This is a genomic window from Actinomadura monticuli (assembly GCF_041463655.1).
GTDB lineage: Bacteria > Actinomycetota > Actinomycetes > Streptosporangiales > Streptosporangiaceae > Spirillospora > Spirillospora monticuli.
This window is the reverse complement of the sequence record NZ_JAXCEI010000002.1, coordinates 582,526-599,241: the sequence shown is the minus strand read 5'-3', so window position 1 is coordinate 599,241 and position 16,716 is coordinate 582,526. Positions and strand designations below refer to the sequence as shown.

Sequence of the window (16,716 nt, the reverse complement as noted above, 5' to 3'; positions counted from 1 at the left end):
CGGCGGTGCCGGCCTGTCCGCTTTCGCGGTCTACCACCCGACCTGCACCGCCACATGCCTAGCATGGCCCCTCGGACCGTGCCCCGTCACGTTTTTCGCAGCAAGAACGTCAATGCGATGAACGGAAAGGGGAGAAACATGGCCAAGTACGACTGGACCGCCATGTACGTGATGCACGACGCACTCAGGAGGGAACTCGAACATCTCGCCAAAGTCGCCGCGCGGGAGGACCGCGAAGCGCGCCGGATCCTCGCGGAGGCGCCCGGCTGGGACCTGTTCAAGACGGCGCTGCACGTCCACCACACCGCCGAGGACGAGGCGCTGTGGCCGCCGATGCGCGCGGCCCTCGCCGGCCGTCCGGACGGCCTCGCCCTCATGGACGCGATGGAGGCCGAGCACGCCGCCATCGACCCGGCCATCGAGGCGATCGACGCGGGCGCGGAACCGCTCGGCGCCCTCGTCGACGGGCTGACCGCCGCCCTCACCGCCCACCTGAGGCACGAGGAGGACGAGGCGCTGCCGCTGATCGACGCGACCCTGACGCCCGAGCACATCGCCGCCTTCGGCCGGGTGCACGGCGCGAAACTGGGCCCCGACGGCCCGCGCGTCATCCCGTGGCTCCTGGACGGGGCCGACCCGGAACGCGCCGCGGCGGTGCTCGCCGTCCTGCCGGAACCGGCCCGCGCCGCGTACGAGAACGCCTGGCGCCCGGCCTACGCGGCCCTCGACAGGTGGGACGTCGCCTGACCGAAGGTCGGACCACGGCCGGCGCGGCCCCGGGGGCGCGCCGGCCGCCGCCGTCAGAGGTTGATCATGTGGCCGGCGAGGCCGTGCACCGCTTCCTTCATCGCCTCGCCCAGGGTCGGGTGGGCGTGGACGTTGCGGGCGACCTCGTTGACCGTCAGGTCCCACTGCTGGGCCAGCGTCAGCTCGGGCAGCAGCTCGGTGACCTCGGGGCCGATCATGTGGGCGCCGAGGATCTCGCCGTACTTGGCGTCGCTGATCACCTTGACGAAGCCGTCGCCCTCGCCCATGCCGAGCGCCTTGCCGTTGGCGCTGTAGGGGAACTTCGCCGTCTTGACGTCGAAGCCCTGCTCCTTGGCCTGCGCCTCGGTGTACCCGAACGAGGCGACCTGCGGCTGGCAGTAGGTGGCGCGCGGGATCATGATGTACTCGAGCTCCATCGTCTCGGCGTCCGCGATGGTCTCGGCCGCGACGATGCCCATGGCCTCGGCGGCGTGCGCGAGCATCAGCTTGGCGGTCACGTCGCCGACGGCGTAGATGTGCGGGACGGACGTGCGGCAGCGGCCGTCCACGTCGATCGCGCCCCGCTCGGTCAGCGCGACGCCGGTCTTCTCCAGGCCGTAGCCGTCCACGTTGGGCTGGAAGCCGATCGCCTGCAGCACCTTGTCGGTCTCGATGACCTGCTGGGCGCCGTCCTTGCCGGTGACGGTGACCTTGACCTTCTCGCCCGAGTCGTCGATCGCGTCCACGCGGGTGGAGGTGAGGACGTCCACGCCGAGCTTGCGGTAGCGCTTGGCCAGCTCCTTCGACACGTCCGCGTCCTCGTTCGGGACCATCCGGTCGAGGAACTCGACGATCGTGACCTTCACCCCGTAGTTGTGCAGGACGTAGGCGAACTCGACGCCGATCGCGCCCGCGCCCGCGATCACGATGCTCTCGGGCAGCTCCGAGCTGAGGATCTGCTCCTCGTAGGTGACGACCCGCTCCGACAGCGACGTCCCCGGCAGCAGCTTGGTGTGCGCGCCCGCCGCGATGATGCAGTTGTCGAACGTCACCGTCTCGGACGACCCGTCCTGCCGGGCGACCTGCAGCGTGTTCGGGTCGGTGAACGTCCCGCGCCCGTCATAGGACGTGATCTTGTTCTTCTTCATCAGGAACTGGACGCCCTTGACGAGCTTGTCCGACACCTGCCGGCTGCGCTGGAACGCGACGCCGTAGTCGAAGGACACCCGCCCCTCGACGTTGATCCCGAAGGTCTGCTGCTCCTTGGTGAAGATGTGCGCCAGTTCCGCGTTGCGCAGCAGCGCCTTCGACGGGATGCAGCCGACGTTGAGGCACACCCCGCCCCAGTACCGCTCCTCGATGATCGCCGTCTTCAGCCCGAGCTGTGCCGACCGGATCGCGGCGACATATCCACCCGGGCCCGCGCCGAGGACCACGACGTCAAAGTGTTCGCTCATATCAATGGACGATATTCGCCGCGGCCAGGTGTTCGCATCCTGACGGGGGACGGTCGTCGCGGCGGGCGCCGGAGTCACCTACTGTTAGTGTTTCGGACGGCCTTCCGGCGGTGAGCATTCCGCGGAGGCATGTCGAGAGCACGAGGGCGGCGCGCCGGGCGCGCGGGCCCGGACCGTCCCGGCCGCGGAGCCCGGCGGTGATCCACAGTGTGTCGTGGCGGCGGGACCGTGACGGGACGGCGGCGGGACATCGCATCGAGGGCCGGCCGCCGCCCAACGAAGCCGAGTGGAGGAGTCGCGGAGTGAGGATCCCCAAGCGCGTCAACGCCGTCCTCGACTGGATGGAACAGCACTTTGTCGCGCTTGCCGCCGTCACCGCGCTGGTCGTGGTGGCGCTGGTGGCCACGCTCGCGCCCACCTCGGTCGGCTTCCCGGTCGCCGGTTTCGTCCTCGGCACGGCGGCGGGCGGCTTCCTCGTGCACGTCCGGCTGAGCCGGCGCATCGCCCGTGCCCGCGCCGACGTGGACAACCTGCTGCGCGAGAACGGCGCGCTGCGGCACCGCAACACCGTCCTCGCCAGCGGCGTGATCACCCGGGAGTCGCAGGAGACGCAGGCGCTCGTGTCCATCCCCGAGGACGACCTCCTGGAGGACGAGCTGCGGGCCGACCCGCAGAGCGACCCGCAGAGCACCGTCACCCTCGACGAGCTGCTCGAGGACGGCGACCCGCAGACCACCGACGAGCTCCCGGGCGAGCTCCCGGGCGAGCGGCCGGCCGACGGGCCCACCTCGGACCTGCCCGCGCTCCCGGACGGTGGCGACCCGCAGCGCACCACCGTCCTCCCCCGGCTGCCCGACGACCTCATCGGCGCGGACGGCGCGGACGGCGCGGACGGAGAGGACGACGCGGACCCCTCCCGGACGCGCCGCCCGGCGAAGCCGCAGGGTGCGGCGAAGAAGCCGAAGAGGACCACCGGGAAGGCCTGACGGCACGCTCACCCCGCGTGATCACGGTGTCGACGCAGCGTTAACTTCGTCGATCATCGGGCAGAGGTAGCGCGTGAACGACGACCCCGAGAGCGCGGACGACGGTGCGTCCCTGCCGGTGGACCGGGGCGGCGTCGGCGCCGTCCACAAGGCCGTGATCGCGTCCGCGATGGGCAACTGCATCGAGTGGTTCGACTTCGGCGTGTTCAGCGCCGGGGTGATGACCGCGATCATCGGCACGAAGTTCTTCCCGGAGGAGGCCGCGGGCAGCGCGTCGCTGCGCTCGTTCGCGCTGATCGCGGCGGCGTTCCTCGCCCGCCCGTTCGGCGGGCTCTTCTTCGGGCCGATGGGCGACAGGCTCGGCCGCAAGCGGGTGCTGGCCGCCACCATCATCCTGATGTCGGGCTCGACGTTCGTGATCGGGATCCTGCCCGACTACGCCACGATCGGGATCGCCGCGCCGCTGGCGCTGCTCGCCGTCCGGCTGATCCAGGGCTTCTCGACGGGCGGCGAGTACGGCGGCGCCGCCACGATGATCGCCGAGTACGCGCCGACGCACCGGCGCGGGTTCTTCGGCAGCTTCCTGGAGTTCGGCACGCTGACCGGCTACATCCTCGGCGCAGGCCTGGTGTTCGTCATGGACATGGCGCTCAGCGAGAGCGCCATGCAGAGCTGGGGATGGCGCATTCCGTTCCTGGTGGCGCTGCCGCTCGGCCTCGTCGGCCTCTACGTCCGGACGCGGATCGAGGACACCCCGACCTTCCAGCTCATGGAGTTGGAGGGCAAGAAGGCCAAGTCGCCGCTGAAGGAGACGCTGCGGCACTACTGGCGCGTCATCGTGATGCTGATCGGCATCGTGTTCCTGCTGAACGTCGCGGACTACACGCTGCTGACGTTCATGCCGTCCTACCTCGTCGACTTCCTGGACATGAACGACGACACGGCGCAGCTCATCACCATCGGCGTGGAGTTCGCGATGATGGCGGTGATCCTGCCGCTCGGCCACCTGTCGGACCTCATCGGCCGGAAGCCGCTGCTGCTGACGGCGGCGGTCGGCTACATCCTGCTCTCGTGGCCGGCGTTCGCGCTCATGCAGACCCACAACGACTGGGGCGTCGCCGGCGGCTACGCGATCGTCGGCGGGCTGCTGGTGCTGATGCTGGCGGTGATCGGCGCGACGTTCCCGGCGATGTTCCCGACGAAGGTGCGGTACGGGGCGTTCGCGATCGGCTACAACATCTCGACGTCGCTGTTCGGCGGGACGGCGGCCGTGCTGGTCGGGTCGCTGATCGACGTGACGGGCTCCAACTACGTCCCCGCGTACTACCTGATGATCGCCGCGGCGGTGGCGCTCCTGCCGATCATCAAGATCCCGGAGACGGCCGGGGTGCCGATCGAGCAGGCGGGCAACGAGCGCGCCCCGGAACCGGTGCGTTCCGGGGTGGTGTGAGCCGTCGCGGGGCCGCGCGGGACGAGCGGCGGAAGGGCCGTCACCCGCCCGCGTCGAGGTGGCGTTCGAGGGCGTCGAGCCGCTCGTCCCACGCGCGCCTGTACGGGGCGAGCCACGCGTCCACCTCGGCGAGCGGCTCCAGGCGCACCTCGTAGACGCGGCGCTGCGCGTCCTGGCGCGACCGGACGAGCCCCGCGTCGCGCAGCACCCTCAGATGCTTGGACGTCCCCGGCTGCGTGAGCCCGAGCCGCTCGACGAGTTCCCCCACCGGCCGCGGCCGCTCCAGGAGCAGGTCGAGGATGCGGCGGCGGGTCGGCTCGGCGAGCACGGCGAACGCGGAGGACATGCCTCATCATAACCGGCCGGTCATATGCGCCTCGCAGCATATTCGAGCCTGGCGCGGCGGTGCGACTTGTGTGGCGGCATGGAGAGCCGATGGCTCATTGCAGTGAATCGATTACTGTATGTAGCGTCACCGGTGGCCGGAGACGGCGTCTTGATGGCGGACCCTCGATGAATCGGTGGTGTGGACGTGACGGAACAGCAGCAGCTGAGCCTCGGTACCGCGGCGGCACGGAATCTGGCGACCACGACCAAGTCCGTCCCGCAGATGCAGGGGATCACCTCCCGGTGGCTGCTGAAGCTCCTGCCCTGGGTCCAGGCGGCCGGCGGCGCCTACCGGGTCAACCGCCGGCTCGCCTACACGCTCGGCGACGGCCGGGTGACGTTCGTGACGACGGGCGCCGACGTCCGGGTCATCCCGCGCGAGCTGGGCGAGCTGCCCCCGCTGCGCGGCTACGACGACGACCTCACGCTCGACGCCATCGCCGGGCGCTTCACCCAGCAGGAGTACGAGCCCGGCGACGTCATCGTCGAGCGCGGCCGTCCCGTCGACCGCGTCATCCTGGTCGCGCACGGCAAACTCAGCAAGATCGGCGCCGGCGAGTACGGCGCCGAGGCCGTCCTCGGGACGCTCGCCGGCGGCGACTTCTGCGGCGAGCGCGCCCTCCTCGGGACGGAGGAGGGCGAGGAACCCGAGAAGTGGGACCACACCGTCAAGGCCGTGACCGCCTGCACGATCCTCAGCATGAGCGAGGCCGACTTCCAGGAGACGCTCGGCCAGTCCGCGTCCCTCCAGGCCCACCTGGACGAGTACCGGGCGAGCCCGGCGCGCGCGCACAACGCGCACGGCGAGGCGGCCATCGAGGTGGCGTCCGGGCACGAGGGCGAGCCGGTCCTGCCGGGGACGTTCGTCGACTACGAGGCGTCGCCGCGCGAGTACGAGCTGAGCGTCGCGCAGACCGTCCTGCGCGTCCACACCCGCGTCGCCGACCTCTACAACGAGCCGATGGACCAGGTCGAGCAGCAGCTGCGGCTGACCATCGAGGCGCTCCGCGAACGCCAGGAGCACGAGATGGTCAACAACCGCGACTTCGGGCTCCTGCACAACGCCGACCTGTCGCAGCGCATCCACACCCGCTCCGGCCCGCCCACCCCCGACGACATGGACGACCTGCTCACCCTCGTCTGGAAGGACCCCGCGTTCTTCCTCGCGCACCCGAAGGCGATTGCCGCGTTCGGCCGCGAGTGCAGCGCGCGCGGCGTCTACCCCGACAGCGTCGACGTCGGCGGCCACACGGTGCCCGGCTGGCGCGGCGTGCCGATCTTCCCGTGCAACAAGATCCCCGTCAGCCGGACCAAGACCAGCTCGATCCTGCTGATGCGCACCGGCGAGGCGGCGCAGGGCGTCATCGGGCTGCACCAGGTGGGGCTGCCGGACGAGTACCAGCCGGGGCTGTCCGTCCGGTACATGGGCATCGACGACAAGGCGCTCATCTCCTACCTGGTCAGCGCCTACTATTCGGCCGCCGTCCTCGTCCCGGACGCGCTCGGCATGCTGGAGTCCGTCGAGATCGCGCACGGCGGCGCCCACGCCTGACCCCGCCGGCCGCCGCGTGGGCACGGCGGCGCGGATCCCGGCCCTTCCCCGCCCACCCGAAGACGATCGCCGCGTCCGGCCGCGGGCGCACCCGGCGCGGAGTGCACCCCGGCCCGCGTGGCGATCGAGGGACGCCGCGTCCACGAGCGGCGCGGCGTCCCCATGCCATCTCCCGCCGACGCGCCCGCCGAGACCCGACGCGCCCGCCGAGACGAAGAGGAACGCCATGCCCGCCTGGAAGGACGACCCGGCCGTCATGGCCTGCGACCACGGGGCCCCTGGCCACCGGGCCCCCGAGCGCCGGGTCCCCGAGCACCGGGCCCCTCATCGCCGTCCGGACCGGGGCGTCCGGTCGGCGGCCGGCATCCTGCGCTGGAGCCGGGACCTGCTCGACCCCGCCCTGCGGGACGCGGTCGAGGCCATGCCGGACGGCGCCCGCCGCATCGCCGCGTTCCATCTCGGCTGGCGGGACGAGCTGGGGCGGCCGGCCGACGGCGCGGCGGGCAAGGCGATCCGTCCCGCGCTCGCGATGCTGGCCGCGGAGGCGGCCGGCGGGACGGCCGCCGCCGCCCTGCCGGCCGCCGTCGCGGTCGAGCTGGCGCACAACTTCTCGCTCCTGCACGACGACGTCATGGACGGCGACCCCACCCGCAGGCACCGCCCCACCGCCTGGACCGTCTTCGGGACCGACGCGGCGATCCTCGCCGGCGACGCCCTCCTCGCCGCCGCCTACGAGGTGCTCGCCGAGGACGGCTCCCCGGCCGCCGCGCAGGCCGTCCGCGTCCTCGCGCGGGCCGTCCTCGACCTGGTCGAAGGCCAGTCCGCGGACCTGGCGTTCGAGAGCCGCACCGATGTGACGCTCGACGAGTGCCTCGCGATGGCGGGCCGCAAGACCGGCGCGCTGATGGGCGCCGCCTGCGCGCTCGGCGCCCTGTACGGCGGCGCCACCGCCGCGGAGACCGGCCGGCTCCGCGCCTTCGGCGAGCGTTTCGGCCTGGCCTTCCAGCTCGCCGACGACCTGCTCGGCATCTGGGGCGACCCGGCGGTCACCGGCAAGCCCGTCCACTCCGACCTGCACAACCGCAAGAAGTCGCTACCCGTCGTCGCCGCGCTGACCTCCGGCACCCCCGCCGGCGCCGAACTGGCCGGCCTGTACCTCCGCGACGAGCCCCTGACCACCGCGGACGCCGCCCGCGCCGCCGTCCTCATCGAGTCCGCCGGCGCCCGGACCTGGGCCACCGCGCACGCCGCCGCGCTCCTGACCGAGGCCGGGACCCGCCTGACCGGCGCCGCCCCCGAGGCCGCCGCCGAACTCCGCGCCCTCGCCGGGCTCGTCACCCGGCACGACCTCTGACGCCCCGCGAGCCGGATCAGCGGGCGGGGTCAGCGGGCGGGGGTCAGCCCTTGATCTGCGTCCATGCCTGCGCCCAGCGGGAGTAATCGACGCAGGCGGCGCCGCGGTCGTCGCCGCAGTCCTCCACGGGCGTCTTCCAGAAGGCGAGGCGCTTGTAGAACTCGGGGTCGCCGACGTGGTAGGTCGAGCAGAAGCCCTCGGCGGTGTACCTGCACGCCTTCGGGTTGGCGGGCGCCTCACCGAACCACTGCGCGACCTCCGCCTGCACCTTCGGCGTGGTGATCCAGTTCATCCACTTGTACATGCACGTCGGGTGCTGGGCCTTGGACGAGATCATCCAGGTGTCGGACCAGCCCGTGGCGCCCTCGGACGGGAGGGTCGTCGCGACCGGCGCCTTGTCCGCGAGCGCCAGGTTCGCGGTGACCTGCCACGCGGTGCCCGCGTAGTTGTACCCGCTCTTGAACGACTGGAGTTCGTCCAGGTAGTTCGCCCAGTACTGGGTGACGTTCGGGCGCTGCCGCTTGAGCAGGTCGACCGCCGCCCGGAACTGCTCCTCGTCCAGCTCGTACACGTCGGTGATCTTCAGGTCGGGGCGGTGCGCCTTCAGGTAGAGCGCCGCGTCCGCGATGTAGATGGGGGAGTCGTAGGCGACCACGTGCCCGGCGGCGGGGGAGTCCTTCTCCCACACCACGCTCCACGACGTGGGACGTTGCGGGATCTTGTCCGTCCGGTACATGAGCATGTTCGCGCCGTAGCCGTGCGGGGCGCCGTACATCCGGCCGCCGGCGGAGTTGTACGGCTGGTTCTTCAGGTACTTGGCGATGTCGTCGTAGTTGGCGAGGAGGCCCGTGTTGACCGGCGCGACCAAGCCGCCGTAGATGAGCCGCAGCGACGCGTCGCCGGACGCCGACACGCCGTCGTACCGGCCCGTCTTCATCAGCGCGACCATCGAGTCGGACGTGTCGGCGACCTTGGTGTGGACCTGGCAGCCGGTCGCCTTCGTGAACGGGGTGACCCAGTCGACGGTCCTGTCGCTGGAGCCGTTCTCGGCGTAGCCGGCCCAGGCGACGAGGTCGAGCCGCCCTTCGGGGGTGCCGAGTTCCTGCATCATCGGGATCTCCGGGGGCGTCGCGGCCGACGCGGAGCCGCCGCTGCAGCCGCCCGCCAGCGCCGCCGCCGCCGACAGCGCGGCCGCGGCGAGCGCGGCCCGGGACCGGCGCGCGCGGACGGACGACCCGGCGATTTTCGTCGCGTGGAGAGAACGATCCATCACGGTCAGGCATCGTAGGGGTATTTTCGTCGGTCTGTGAACACAAAACGTGATGATCCGGAAACTGTCGACACATGGCGGCGTGCGGTCCTAGGCTCTCCTACCGTTCCCGGCGACCCCGTCCCGCATGTCGGTCCCGGCCGTCCCGCCCGCCATCCCCTCCACCAGCCGCTCCCCGTTCCACAGCCGAGTGAAAGTTCAGCCGCAGTGCCAAATCGAGGCCGCACCACCACGGACTCAGCCGCCGGACACCGGCGGGCTCCCAAGGCAGCGCGATTCCGCTCCATCCGCTTCAAGGTCGTCCTGATGGTCACCGTGTCGGTGGTCTCCCTCGGCGTGCTGTGGGCGTTCGCCGCGAGCATCGCCCTCGGCGAGGGGCTCAACCTCCGCCACGTCAAGACCGTCCAGGACCACTACGGGTACCCCTCCGGCGCGCTCGGCAGCGCCCTCCAGGCGGAGCGGCGGCTGTCGGTGGTGTACCTCGGCGGGCGCGCGGAAGGCGACCGCGCGTCGATGGAGTCCGGCCGGCTGGTCACCGACCGGCAGGCCGACCTGTTCCGCCGGCTCGCCCGCGACGCGGGCGCACGCGACGCCGCCCCCGTGAACACCCGCCGGCTCGCCGACAAGATCCTCTCCGAGCTGGACGGCCTGGACGCGCGCCGCCGCGCCATCGACACCGGCGCCGTCGACCGCGGCCGCGCCTTCGCCGACTACACCGCACTGCTCGGCGACGTCGGCGCGCTGCAGGGCTCCCTCGCCACACTGGACAACTCCGAGGTCGCCAAGGACGCCCGCAACGAGGCGTCGCTGAGCCGCGCCCGCGAGGTCCTCGCCCAGGAGGACGCGCTGCTCGCCGGCGCGCTCGCCGCCGGCCGGATGACGGCCGACGAGCACGCCCGGTTCGTCAAGCTCGTCGGCACGCAGCGCGCCCTGTACGGGTACGCGGCGTCCGAGCTGCGCTCCGCCGACCAGAGCTACTACCAGCGCGTCGTCGGGATGCCCGAGTACGGCCGGTTCCGATCGATGGAGGACCGGTTCGTCGGGTCCGCCCGGCTCGTGAAGGGCGCCGGCGGCTCCGGGGTGCTGTGGAAGACCACCGCCGACTCCAACCTGACCCGGCTGCGCGGCCTCGAACTCGCCGTGTCCGCAGGCGCCGAGAAGCGCGCCGAGCCGATCGCGGACGGCATCATCACCCGCGTCGTCCTCGCGGGCGCGCTCGGGCTCGTCGCCGTCGCCGCCTCCCTCGTCCTCGCGATCTGGGTCGCCCGGTCCGTCATCCGCGAGCTGGCCCGGCTGCGCCGCGAGGCGATCGACCTCGCCGACGTCCGGCTGCCCGGAGTGATCCGCCGGCTGCGCCGCGGCGAGGAGGTCGACGTGGCCGCCGAGGCGCCCCCGCTGGCGTTCGGCACCCGCGAGATCGACCAGGTCGGCGACGCGTTCAACGCCGCCCGGCGCACCGCGATCCAGGGCGCGGTCGAGGAGGCGACGCTCCGCCGCAACGTCAGCGACGTGTTCGTCAACCTCGCGCGCCGCAGCCAGACGCTGCTGCACCGCCAGCTCAAGCTGCTCGACTCGATGGAGCGGCGCATCGAGACCCCCGACGACCTGGAGGACCTGTTCCGGGTCGACCACCTCGCCACCCGCATGCGGCGGCACGCCGAGGGCCTGATCATCCTGTCCGGGCAGGCGCCCGGCCGCGGCTGGCGCAGCCCCGTCGCGATCGTGGACGTCGCCCGCGCCGCCGCGTCCGAGGTCGAGGACTACACCCGCGTCAACGTCGCCCCGATGACCCGCGCCGCGATCGTCGGGCCGGCCGTCGCCGACGTCATCCACCTGCTCGCCGAGCTGATCGAGAACGCGGCCGTGTTCTCGCCGCCGCACACCACCGTCCAGGTGCAGGGGCAGGCCGTCTCGCACGGCTTCACGCTGGAGGTCGAGGACCGCGGCCTGTCCATGGACGAGCCGAGCCTCGCCGCCGCCAACGAGCGGCTCGCCACCGCCGCCGAGTTCGACCTGTCCGACAGCGCGCAGCTCGGCCTGTTCGTCGTCGGCCGGCTCGCGCGCCGGCACGGCATCAAGGTCACGCTGCGGACGTCCCCGTACGGCGGCATGACCGCGATCGTCCTGCTGCCGGAGGGCCTCGTCGTCCCGGACGAGGGCGAGCCGGTGCAGGGCGCGCCCGCCCTCACCACCCGCCGCGCGGAGGACGCGCTCGTCCCCGTCGGCTCGGTCGTCGGCGGCCGGCACCACGAACGGCACCCGGACCAGGGCGGCTCCGTGCTGCGCCTCCCGGCGGGACGGCACGCCGCCGCGTCCGGGGCGGAGGACCCGCTCGCCCGGCCCGCGCGCCGCCCCGGGCCCGCCGCCGGGCCGCCCGTCCCCGAGCCGGGCGCGGGCACCGGGCCCATCCCCGTGTTCGACGACCCCGGCGCGCGGACGGGACCGATCCCGGTGTTCGAGGAGCCGGTGACCGGGGCGGCGCCCGCGCCGCGCTCGGCGCCGTCCCCGTGGGGCGACCCGCCGGCCGCGCCCTCGCCTTCGCCGGAGCCCGCGCCCGCGCCCGAGCCGCCGGCCGCCACGCCGGGCGTGCCGCGGTCGCCGCGGGAGGTCCGGCGGCGGCCCGCCGGAGGGTCCGGCGCGGCCGGCCGGCCGACGCTGCCGAAGCGCGTCCGGCAGGAGAACATGGCGGCGCAGCTGCGCGCGGACCGCTCCGCCACGCCCCCGCCGCCCGCCGCGCAGCGCCCGAGCCGGACGCCCGAGGAACTGCGGTCGATGATGTCGTCCATCCAGCAGGGCACCCGGCGCGGCCGCGCCGAGGTCCGCGACAACGAGGAATCGTGACGGGCCATGACCGGTCCTGGCAGCGAGTGGCTCGATGACGAGGCCGGGCCGATCGTCCGGTCGTACGCGCTGACGCGCGGGCGCGCGCGGCCCGCGGCCGGCGAGGGCTTCGACATGATCACGATAGTCTCGACCGCGGCGCGTCCCCGGTCGGGCTCGCCCGGCATCGGCCCCGAGCATCTCGACATCCTGGAGATGTGCGTGCAGCCGCAGCCGGTGGCCGAGATCGCCGCGCGGATGCGGCTCCCGCTGGTCGTCGTGCGCGTCCTCCTCGGCGACCTGCTGCACCACCGGCTCATCACCGCCACCCGTCCCCAACAGGAGAGCCCGCTCTCCCAGGAACGTCTGCTGAGGGAAGTGCTCCATGGCCTCCAAGCCCTCTGAGCCCGGCGCGAACGAGGCGGCGGCCCCGGCCGTCCCCGTCGCGGTGAAGATCCTCGTCGCCGGGGGATTCGGGGTCGGCAAGACCACGCTCGTCGGCTCGGTCAGCGAGATCCGCCCCCTGCAGACCGAGGAGCTGCTCACCGACCGGAGCCTCGGCGTCGACGACACCGAGGGCGTCGAGCAGAAGTCCACCACCACGGTCGCGATGGACTTCGGCCGCATCACCATCCGCGACGGCCTCGTCCTGTACCTGTTCGGCACGCCCGGCCAGGACCGCTTCTGGTTCATGTGGGACGAGCTGTCGTTCGGCGCGCTCGGCGCCGTCGTGCTCGCCGACACGCGCCGGCTCGCCGACTGCTTCCCCGCCGTCGACTACTTCGAGAACCGCGGGCTGCCGTTCGTCGTCGGCGTGAACTGCTTCGACGACGGCTACGACTACGCGGCCGACGAGATCAGGGAGGCGCTCGACCTCCGCGCCGACACCCCCGTCGTGCTGTGCGACGTGCGCGACCGCGCCTCCGGCAAGGAGGTGCTGACGACGCTGGTGAAGCATCTGCTGGCCGTCCACCAGGAGCAGAACCCGGCGGGGGTCCCGACCGGGTGATCATCTTGCGCGGTAGGCTGCCGCGGAGATGAACCGGACACGCGCACGGCTCTGCGACGGCCGCGAGATCGTCTACTACGACGAGGCGCCGGGCCGGGTCCCCGTCCCCGACCAGCGCGGCCTCCCGCCCGTCGAGCCGGTGTGCGAGACGCGCCGCGACCCGCTGACCGGCGACCACGTCACGATCACCGCGCACCGCAACACCCGCACGTTCCTGCCGCCCGCCGACCAGTGCCCGCTGTGCCCCGGCGGGCCCGCCGCGGAGATCCCGGACCCGTCCTACGACGTGGTCGCGTTCGAGAACCGGTTCCCGGCCTTCGATCTCCGGACGCCGCCCGTCCCGCCGGAGATCGACGGCGTGGCCCGCGCCCGCGGCGCCGGGCGCTGCGAGGTCGTGTGCTTCACCGACGACCACGCCGCGTCGATGCCGGACCTGCCCGTCTCCCGCGTCCGGACGATCGTCGACGCGTGGGCCGACCGCACCGCCGAGCTGTCCGCGGTCCCGGGCGTCCGGCAGGTCTACGTGTTCGAGAACCGCGGCGTGGAGATCGGCGTGACGCTGCACCATCCGCACGGCCAGATCTACGGCTACCCGTTCGTCACGCCCCGCACCGAGCGCATGCTCGCCATGGCCGCCGCCCGGCCCGGCCTGTTCGCGGACGTCCTGGAGGCCGAACGCGCGGGCGGCCGCGTCGTCGTCGCGGGCGAGCACTGGACGGCGTACGTCCCCGCCGCCGCCCGCTGGCCGGTCGAGGTGCACCTCATGCCGCACCGCCACGTCCCCGACCTCACCGCGCTGGACCGCTCCGAACGCGACGAGCTGGCCGTCCTCTACCGCGACCTCCTGCGCCGCTGCGACGCCCTCTACGGCGCCCCGCTCCCGTACGTGGCCGGCTGGCACCAGGCCCCCGCCGGCACCGACCTGCTCCGCCTGCACCTGGAGCTCTTCTCGATCCGCCGCGCCCCCGACAAGATCAAGTACCTGGCGGGCTCCGAATCCGGCATGGCCGCCTGGATCAACGACGTCTCCCCGGAGGACGCCGCCGCCCGCCTCCGCGCCGCCGGCTGACCCATGACAGCTTCGCAGCGCGCGGAAACGTCACTGCGGCACCCACTTTTCGCGAGTGCGTGGAACGAGCGAGGCGCGGTGCCCTAATCTCCGTCGCATGCCGGAAAGCGTGCTGGCGGAACCGCTGGCGCAAGGACCGTTCGACGGCGTCGCCGCCACCGCGGAAGGGGCGCCGCTGGCGTTCACCTCCCAGGCGGCCCGCGGCGCGAACACCGGCCAGCTCTGGGACCTCGCGGCCGGCGCGGCCCTCGGGCCCCCGATCCCCGGCTTCCCCACCGACCGCGCCGAGTGGGCGTTCGGCGTCCCCGCCGGCTCGCCCACCGTCGCCTGGACGTACCGCGACCGCGTGCACGTCCACGACCTCTCGACGGGCCACGAGCTGGCCCTCGACGGCCAGCCGGAACTGCTCGGCCTGGCCTCCCACCACGGCCGCGCCGCCGTCGCCGCCGTCTTCGGCCCCGCCAGCGACGCCGAGGCGGTCGTGTGGGACGCCGTCACCGGCGAGCGCCTCGCCGGGTTCTCCCTCTGGCTCGGCCACCGGGCCGCCGTCGGCCGCTGGCTCCTGCACGCCACCCCCGCGACCGGTCCCCTCATCGGCCTGCCCGGCGACGCCGCGATCACCCTCCTGGACGTCGAACGGGGCGAGGAGATCGCCGTCCCGCCGGCCGCCGACACGGTGCTGACGCCGTCCCCGGACGGGCTCGTCCTCGTCCAGCCGGCCCCGTCCGACCTGCGCGTCCGCGGCCTGGACGGCGACCACCTCGCGATCCTGGAGACACCGGCCCCCTGCGACCGGGCCGCCGCCGCCCTGGTCGACGACCGCCTCATCGTCGCCGCGTCCCTCCGGGACGACCCCGGCACCCTCCTCGCCTGGGACACCGAGACCCTCTCCCCGTCCCACCGCGTCACGACCCCGTCCCCGGTCAACGACCTGGCCCTCGCCCCGGACGGCACCCTCCTGGCGGCCACCGACGACGGCCTGTACACGGCCCGCCTATGCGGCTAGGCGACGTGCTCGTCATAGCGGGAAAGGGTCAGGGCCAGGGCCTCCGGGCCGGGCATGGCCCAGAGGTCCGCGTTGAAGATCTCCACTTCGATCGGGCCGGTGTAGCCGGTCGCGTCCACCGAAGTAGACCTCGACGCCCGGCCGCGCCAGCGCCTCGGCCAGGTCGGTCGTCCAGGCGGTGAGCCCGTGCCGTCCGGCGAGGTCGCGCAGCTTGGCCTCGCTGCGCCCGACGAGCACCGGCTCCGGCCACAGCACGGCGCCGTCGCCCGCGGGCACCCCGCCGCGCTCCCGGATCGCGAGAATCGAGCGGAGGAGATGCTGGCGGTACCCCATGCGGCCGGTGACGCCGTTCATGACGATCCCGATGGACCTGCGTTCCATCCCGTTCCTTCCTAGCCCGTCGTCAGAGGAAAGCGCGTTCAGAAAGCGCTTTCTGAGGTACCGTGAGAAGCGGCGCACCGTGCGGTCAAGAGGGTCTTCGCCGAGAACCCGCCGCGCCGGCCGCGCCGGACGGGGGAGCGCGATGACCGAAGCGGCCGAGGAGGAGCGCGCCGACCGGGCGTACGTGACGCTGCAGGACGTCGCGCGGGACGCCGGCGTCTCGCTCGCCACCGCCTCCCGCGTCCTGAACGGCACCGCGCAGGTCCGCGCCGACCTGCGGGAACGCGTGCTCGCGTCGGCCGGCCGGCTCAGCTACACGCCGAACGCGCACGCGCAGGCGCTCGCCAGCTCCTCCAGCAAGTCGGTCGGGGTCGTCTGCCACGACGTCAGCGACCCCTACTTCGCCGCCGTCGCCCGCGGCGTGATGCGGACCGCCGCCGAGCACGGCATGCTCGTCATGCTGGCCAGCACGTTCCGCGACCCGGCCCGCGAGATCGAGTACGTAGCGATGCTGCGCGCCCAGCGGGCCCGCGCGATCCTGCTGATCGGCTCCGGCTTCGAGGACCGCGACTGGGAGCGCGCGATGGCCGCCGAACTCGACCCCTACCAGCGCACCGGCGGCCGCGTCGCCGTCCTCAGCCGGCACCGCAGCCTCAAGGTCGACGCCGTCCTGCCGCAGAACCGGGAGGGCGCCGCCGCCCTCGCCCGCGCGCTCCTCGACCTCGGCCACCGCGACTTCGGCGTGCTGACCGGCCCGCACGCCCTGACCACGGTCGCCGACCGGCTCGGCGGCTTCACCGACGCGCTCGCCGGCGCGGGCGTCCGGGTCCGGCCCGAGCACATCGTCGAGGCTCCGTTCACGCGCGACGGCGGCTACGCGGCGGCGACCGAACTGCTGCGCCGCGGCACCCGCCCGACCTGCGTGTTCGCCGTGACCGACGTGATGGCGATCGGCGCGCTCGCCGCGTTCCGCGACCGCGGCGTCGCGGTGCCGGAGGAGATCTCGCTCGCCGGCTTCGACGACATCCCGATCGTCCGCGACCTGACCCCGCCGCTCACCACCGTCGCGCTGCCGCTGGACGCGATGGGGGAGCGCGTCATGGGCCTCGCCCTGCGCGAGCCCGCCGCCCGCCGCAGCCGCATCGAACGCGTCGCGGGCGAGGTGGTGCTGCGCGCGAGCACGGCCGCGCCCCGCTGAAGACGCGAAGAACCCGCCCGGATCTTCCGG

14 protein-coding genes and 1 pseudogene are annotated in these 16,716 nt (G+C 73.2%); 11 read left to right on the top strand and 4 right to left on the bottom strand.

All coding sequences use genetic code 11. The features are described from left to right. Window positions 1-138 precede the first annotated feature (138 nt). A complete protein-coding gene (locus SM611_RS06300) occupies window positions 139-747 on the top strand; it encodes a hemerythrin domain-containing protein (RefSeq protein WP_371947934.1) in 609 nt (202 codons plus the stop codon). A gap of 53 nt (window positions 748-800) precedes the next feature. Here the strand turns inward: SM611_RS06300 and lpdA are convergent, their stop codons facing one another. Further along, window positions 801-2,204, bottom strand: a complete 1,404-nt coding sequence (gene lpdA / locus SM611_RS06295) for a dihydrolipoyl dehydrogenase (RefSeq protein WP_371947933.1) — start codon at window positions 2,202-2,204, stop codon at window positions 801-803. A gap of 302 nt (window positions 2,205-2,506) precedes the next feature. On the opposite strand from lpdA, the gene SM611_RS06290 reads away from it, so the two are divergent. Continuing rightward, the gene (locus tag SM611_RS06290; protein WP_371947932.1) at window positions 2,507-3,190 is read left to right on the top strand and encodes a hypothetical protein; all 684 of its coding nucleotides are present in this window, start codon (window positions 2,507-2,509) and stop codon (window positions 3,188-3,190) included. 73 nt (window positions 3,191-3,263) lie between these two features. Further along, on the top strand, window positions 3,264-4,640 hold the full coding sequence (locus SM611_RS06285) for an MFS transporter (RefSeq protein ID WP_371947931.1): 1,377 nt from the start codon (window positions 3,264-3,266) through the stop codon (window positions 4,638-4,640). Window positions 4,641-4,680: 40 nt separating this feature from the next. Here SM611_RS06285 and SM611_RS06280 read toward each other — a convergent pair whose 3' ends face one another. Next, window positions 4,681-4,986 carry an ArsR/SmtB family transcription factor gene (locus SM611_RS06280; protein WP_371947930.1) on the bottom strand — a complete coding sequence of 102 codons (306 nt, stop codon included), beginning with the start codon at window positions 4,984-4,986 and terminating at the stop codon, window positions 4,681-4,683. Window positions 4,987-5,166: 180 nt separating this feature from the next. Here SM611_RS06280 and SM611_RS06275 point away from each other — a divergent pair, with 180 nt between their 5' ends. Next, the gene (locus tag SM611_RS06275) at window positions 5,167-6,579 is read left to right on the top strand and encodes a family 2B encapsulin nanocompartment shell protein (protein WP_371947929.1); all 1,413 of its coding nucleotides are present in this window, start codon (window positions 5,167-5,169) and stop codon (window positions 6,577-6,579) included. Between the two features lie 226 nt (window positions 6,580-6,805). Continuing rightward, complete coding sequence (locus tag SM611_RS06270; protein WP_371947928.1) at window positions 6,806-7,933, top strand: family 2 encapsulin nanocompartment cargo protein polyprenyl transferase; 1,128 nt, start codon at window positions 6,806-6,808, stop codon at window positions 7,931-7,933. A 43-nt stretch (window positions 7,934-7,976) separates the two neighbouring features. Here the strand turns inward: SM611_RS06270 and SM611_RS06265 are convergent, their stop codons facing one another. Further along, on the bottom strand, window positions 7,977-9,203 hold the full coding sequence (locus SM611_RS06265) for an ABC transporter substrate-binding protein (protein WP_371947926.1): 1,227 nt from the start codon (window positions 9,201-9,203) through the stop codon (window positions 7,977-7,979). Between the two features lie 306 nt (window positions 9,204-9,509). Between SM611_RS06265 and SM611_RS06260 the strand changes: the two genes are divergently transcribed. The 5 genes from SM611_RS06260 (at window position 9,510) to SM611_RS06240 (ending at window position 15,107) form a co-directional block, all read left to right on the top strand. Then, window positions 9,510-12,044 (top strand): nitrate- and nitrite sensing domain-containing protein, encoded by a 2,535-nt coding sequence (locus SM611_RS06260; RefSeq protein WP_371947924.1) that lies wholly within the window; start codon window positions 9,510-9,512, stop codon window positions 12,042-12,044. A gap of 6 nt (window positions 12,045-12,050) precedes the next feature. Then, entirely contained in the window at window positions 12,051-12,428 is a 378-nt protein-coding gene (locus tag SM611_RS06255; RefSeq protein ID WP_371947923.1) for a DUF742 domain-containing protein, read from the top strand. Then, a complete protein-coding gene (locus SM611_RS06250; RefSeq protein WP_371947922.1) occupies window positions 12,409-13,032 on the top strand; it encodes a GTP-binding protein in 624 nt (207 codons plus the stop codon). Before SM611_RS06255 ends, SM611_RS06250 begins: the two co-directional genes overlap by 20 nt. Window positions 13,033-13,060: 28 nt before the next feature. Further along, window positions 13,061-14,101 carry a galactose-1-phosphate uridylyltransferase gene (gene galT / locus SM611_RS06245; protein WP_371947920.1) on the top strand — a complete coding sequence of 347 codons (1,041 nt, stop codon included), beginning with the start codon at window positions 13,061-13,063 and terminating at the stop codon, window positions 14,099-14,101. Window positions 14,102-14,198: 97 nt separating this feature from the next. Then, a complete protein-coding gene (locus SM611_RS06240) occupies window positions 14,199-15,107 on the top strand; it encodes a WD40 repeat domain-containing protein (protein WP_371947918.1) in 909 nt (302 codons plus the stop codon). Between the two features lie 120 nt (window positions 15,108-15,227). Here the strand turns inward: SM611_RS06240 and SM611_RS06235 are convergent. After that, a pseudogene (locus SM611_RS06235) lies at window positions 15,228-15,488 on the bottom strand (Gfo/Idh/MocA family protein); the annotation flags it as partial. A gap of 142 nt (window positions 15,489-15,630) precedes the next feature. Between SM611_RS06235 and SM611_RS06230 the strand changes: the two are divergent. Then, window positions 15,631-16,686, top strand: a complete 1,056-nt coding sequence (locus SM611_RS06230) for a LacI family DNA-binding transcriptional regulator (RefSeq protein WP_371947917.1) — start codon at window positions 15,631-15,633, stop codon at window positions 16,684-16,686. Window positions 16,687-16,716 lie beyond the last annotated feature (30 nt).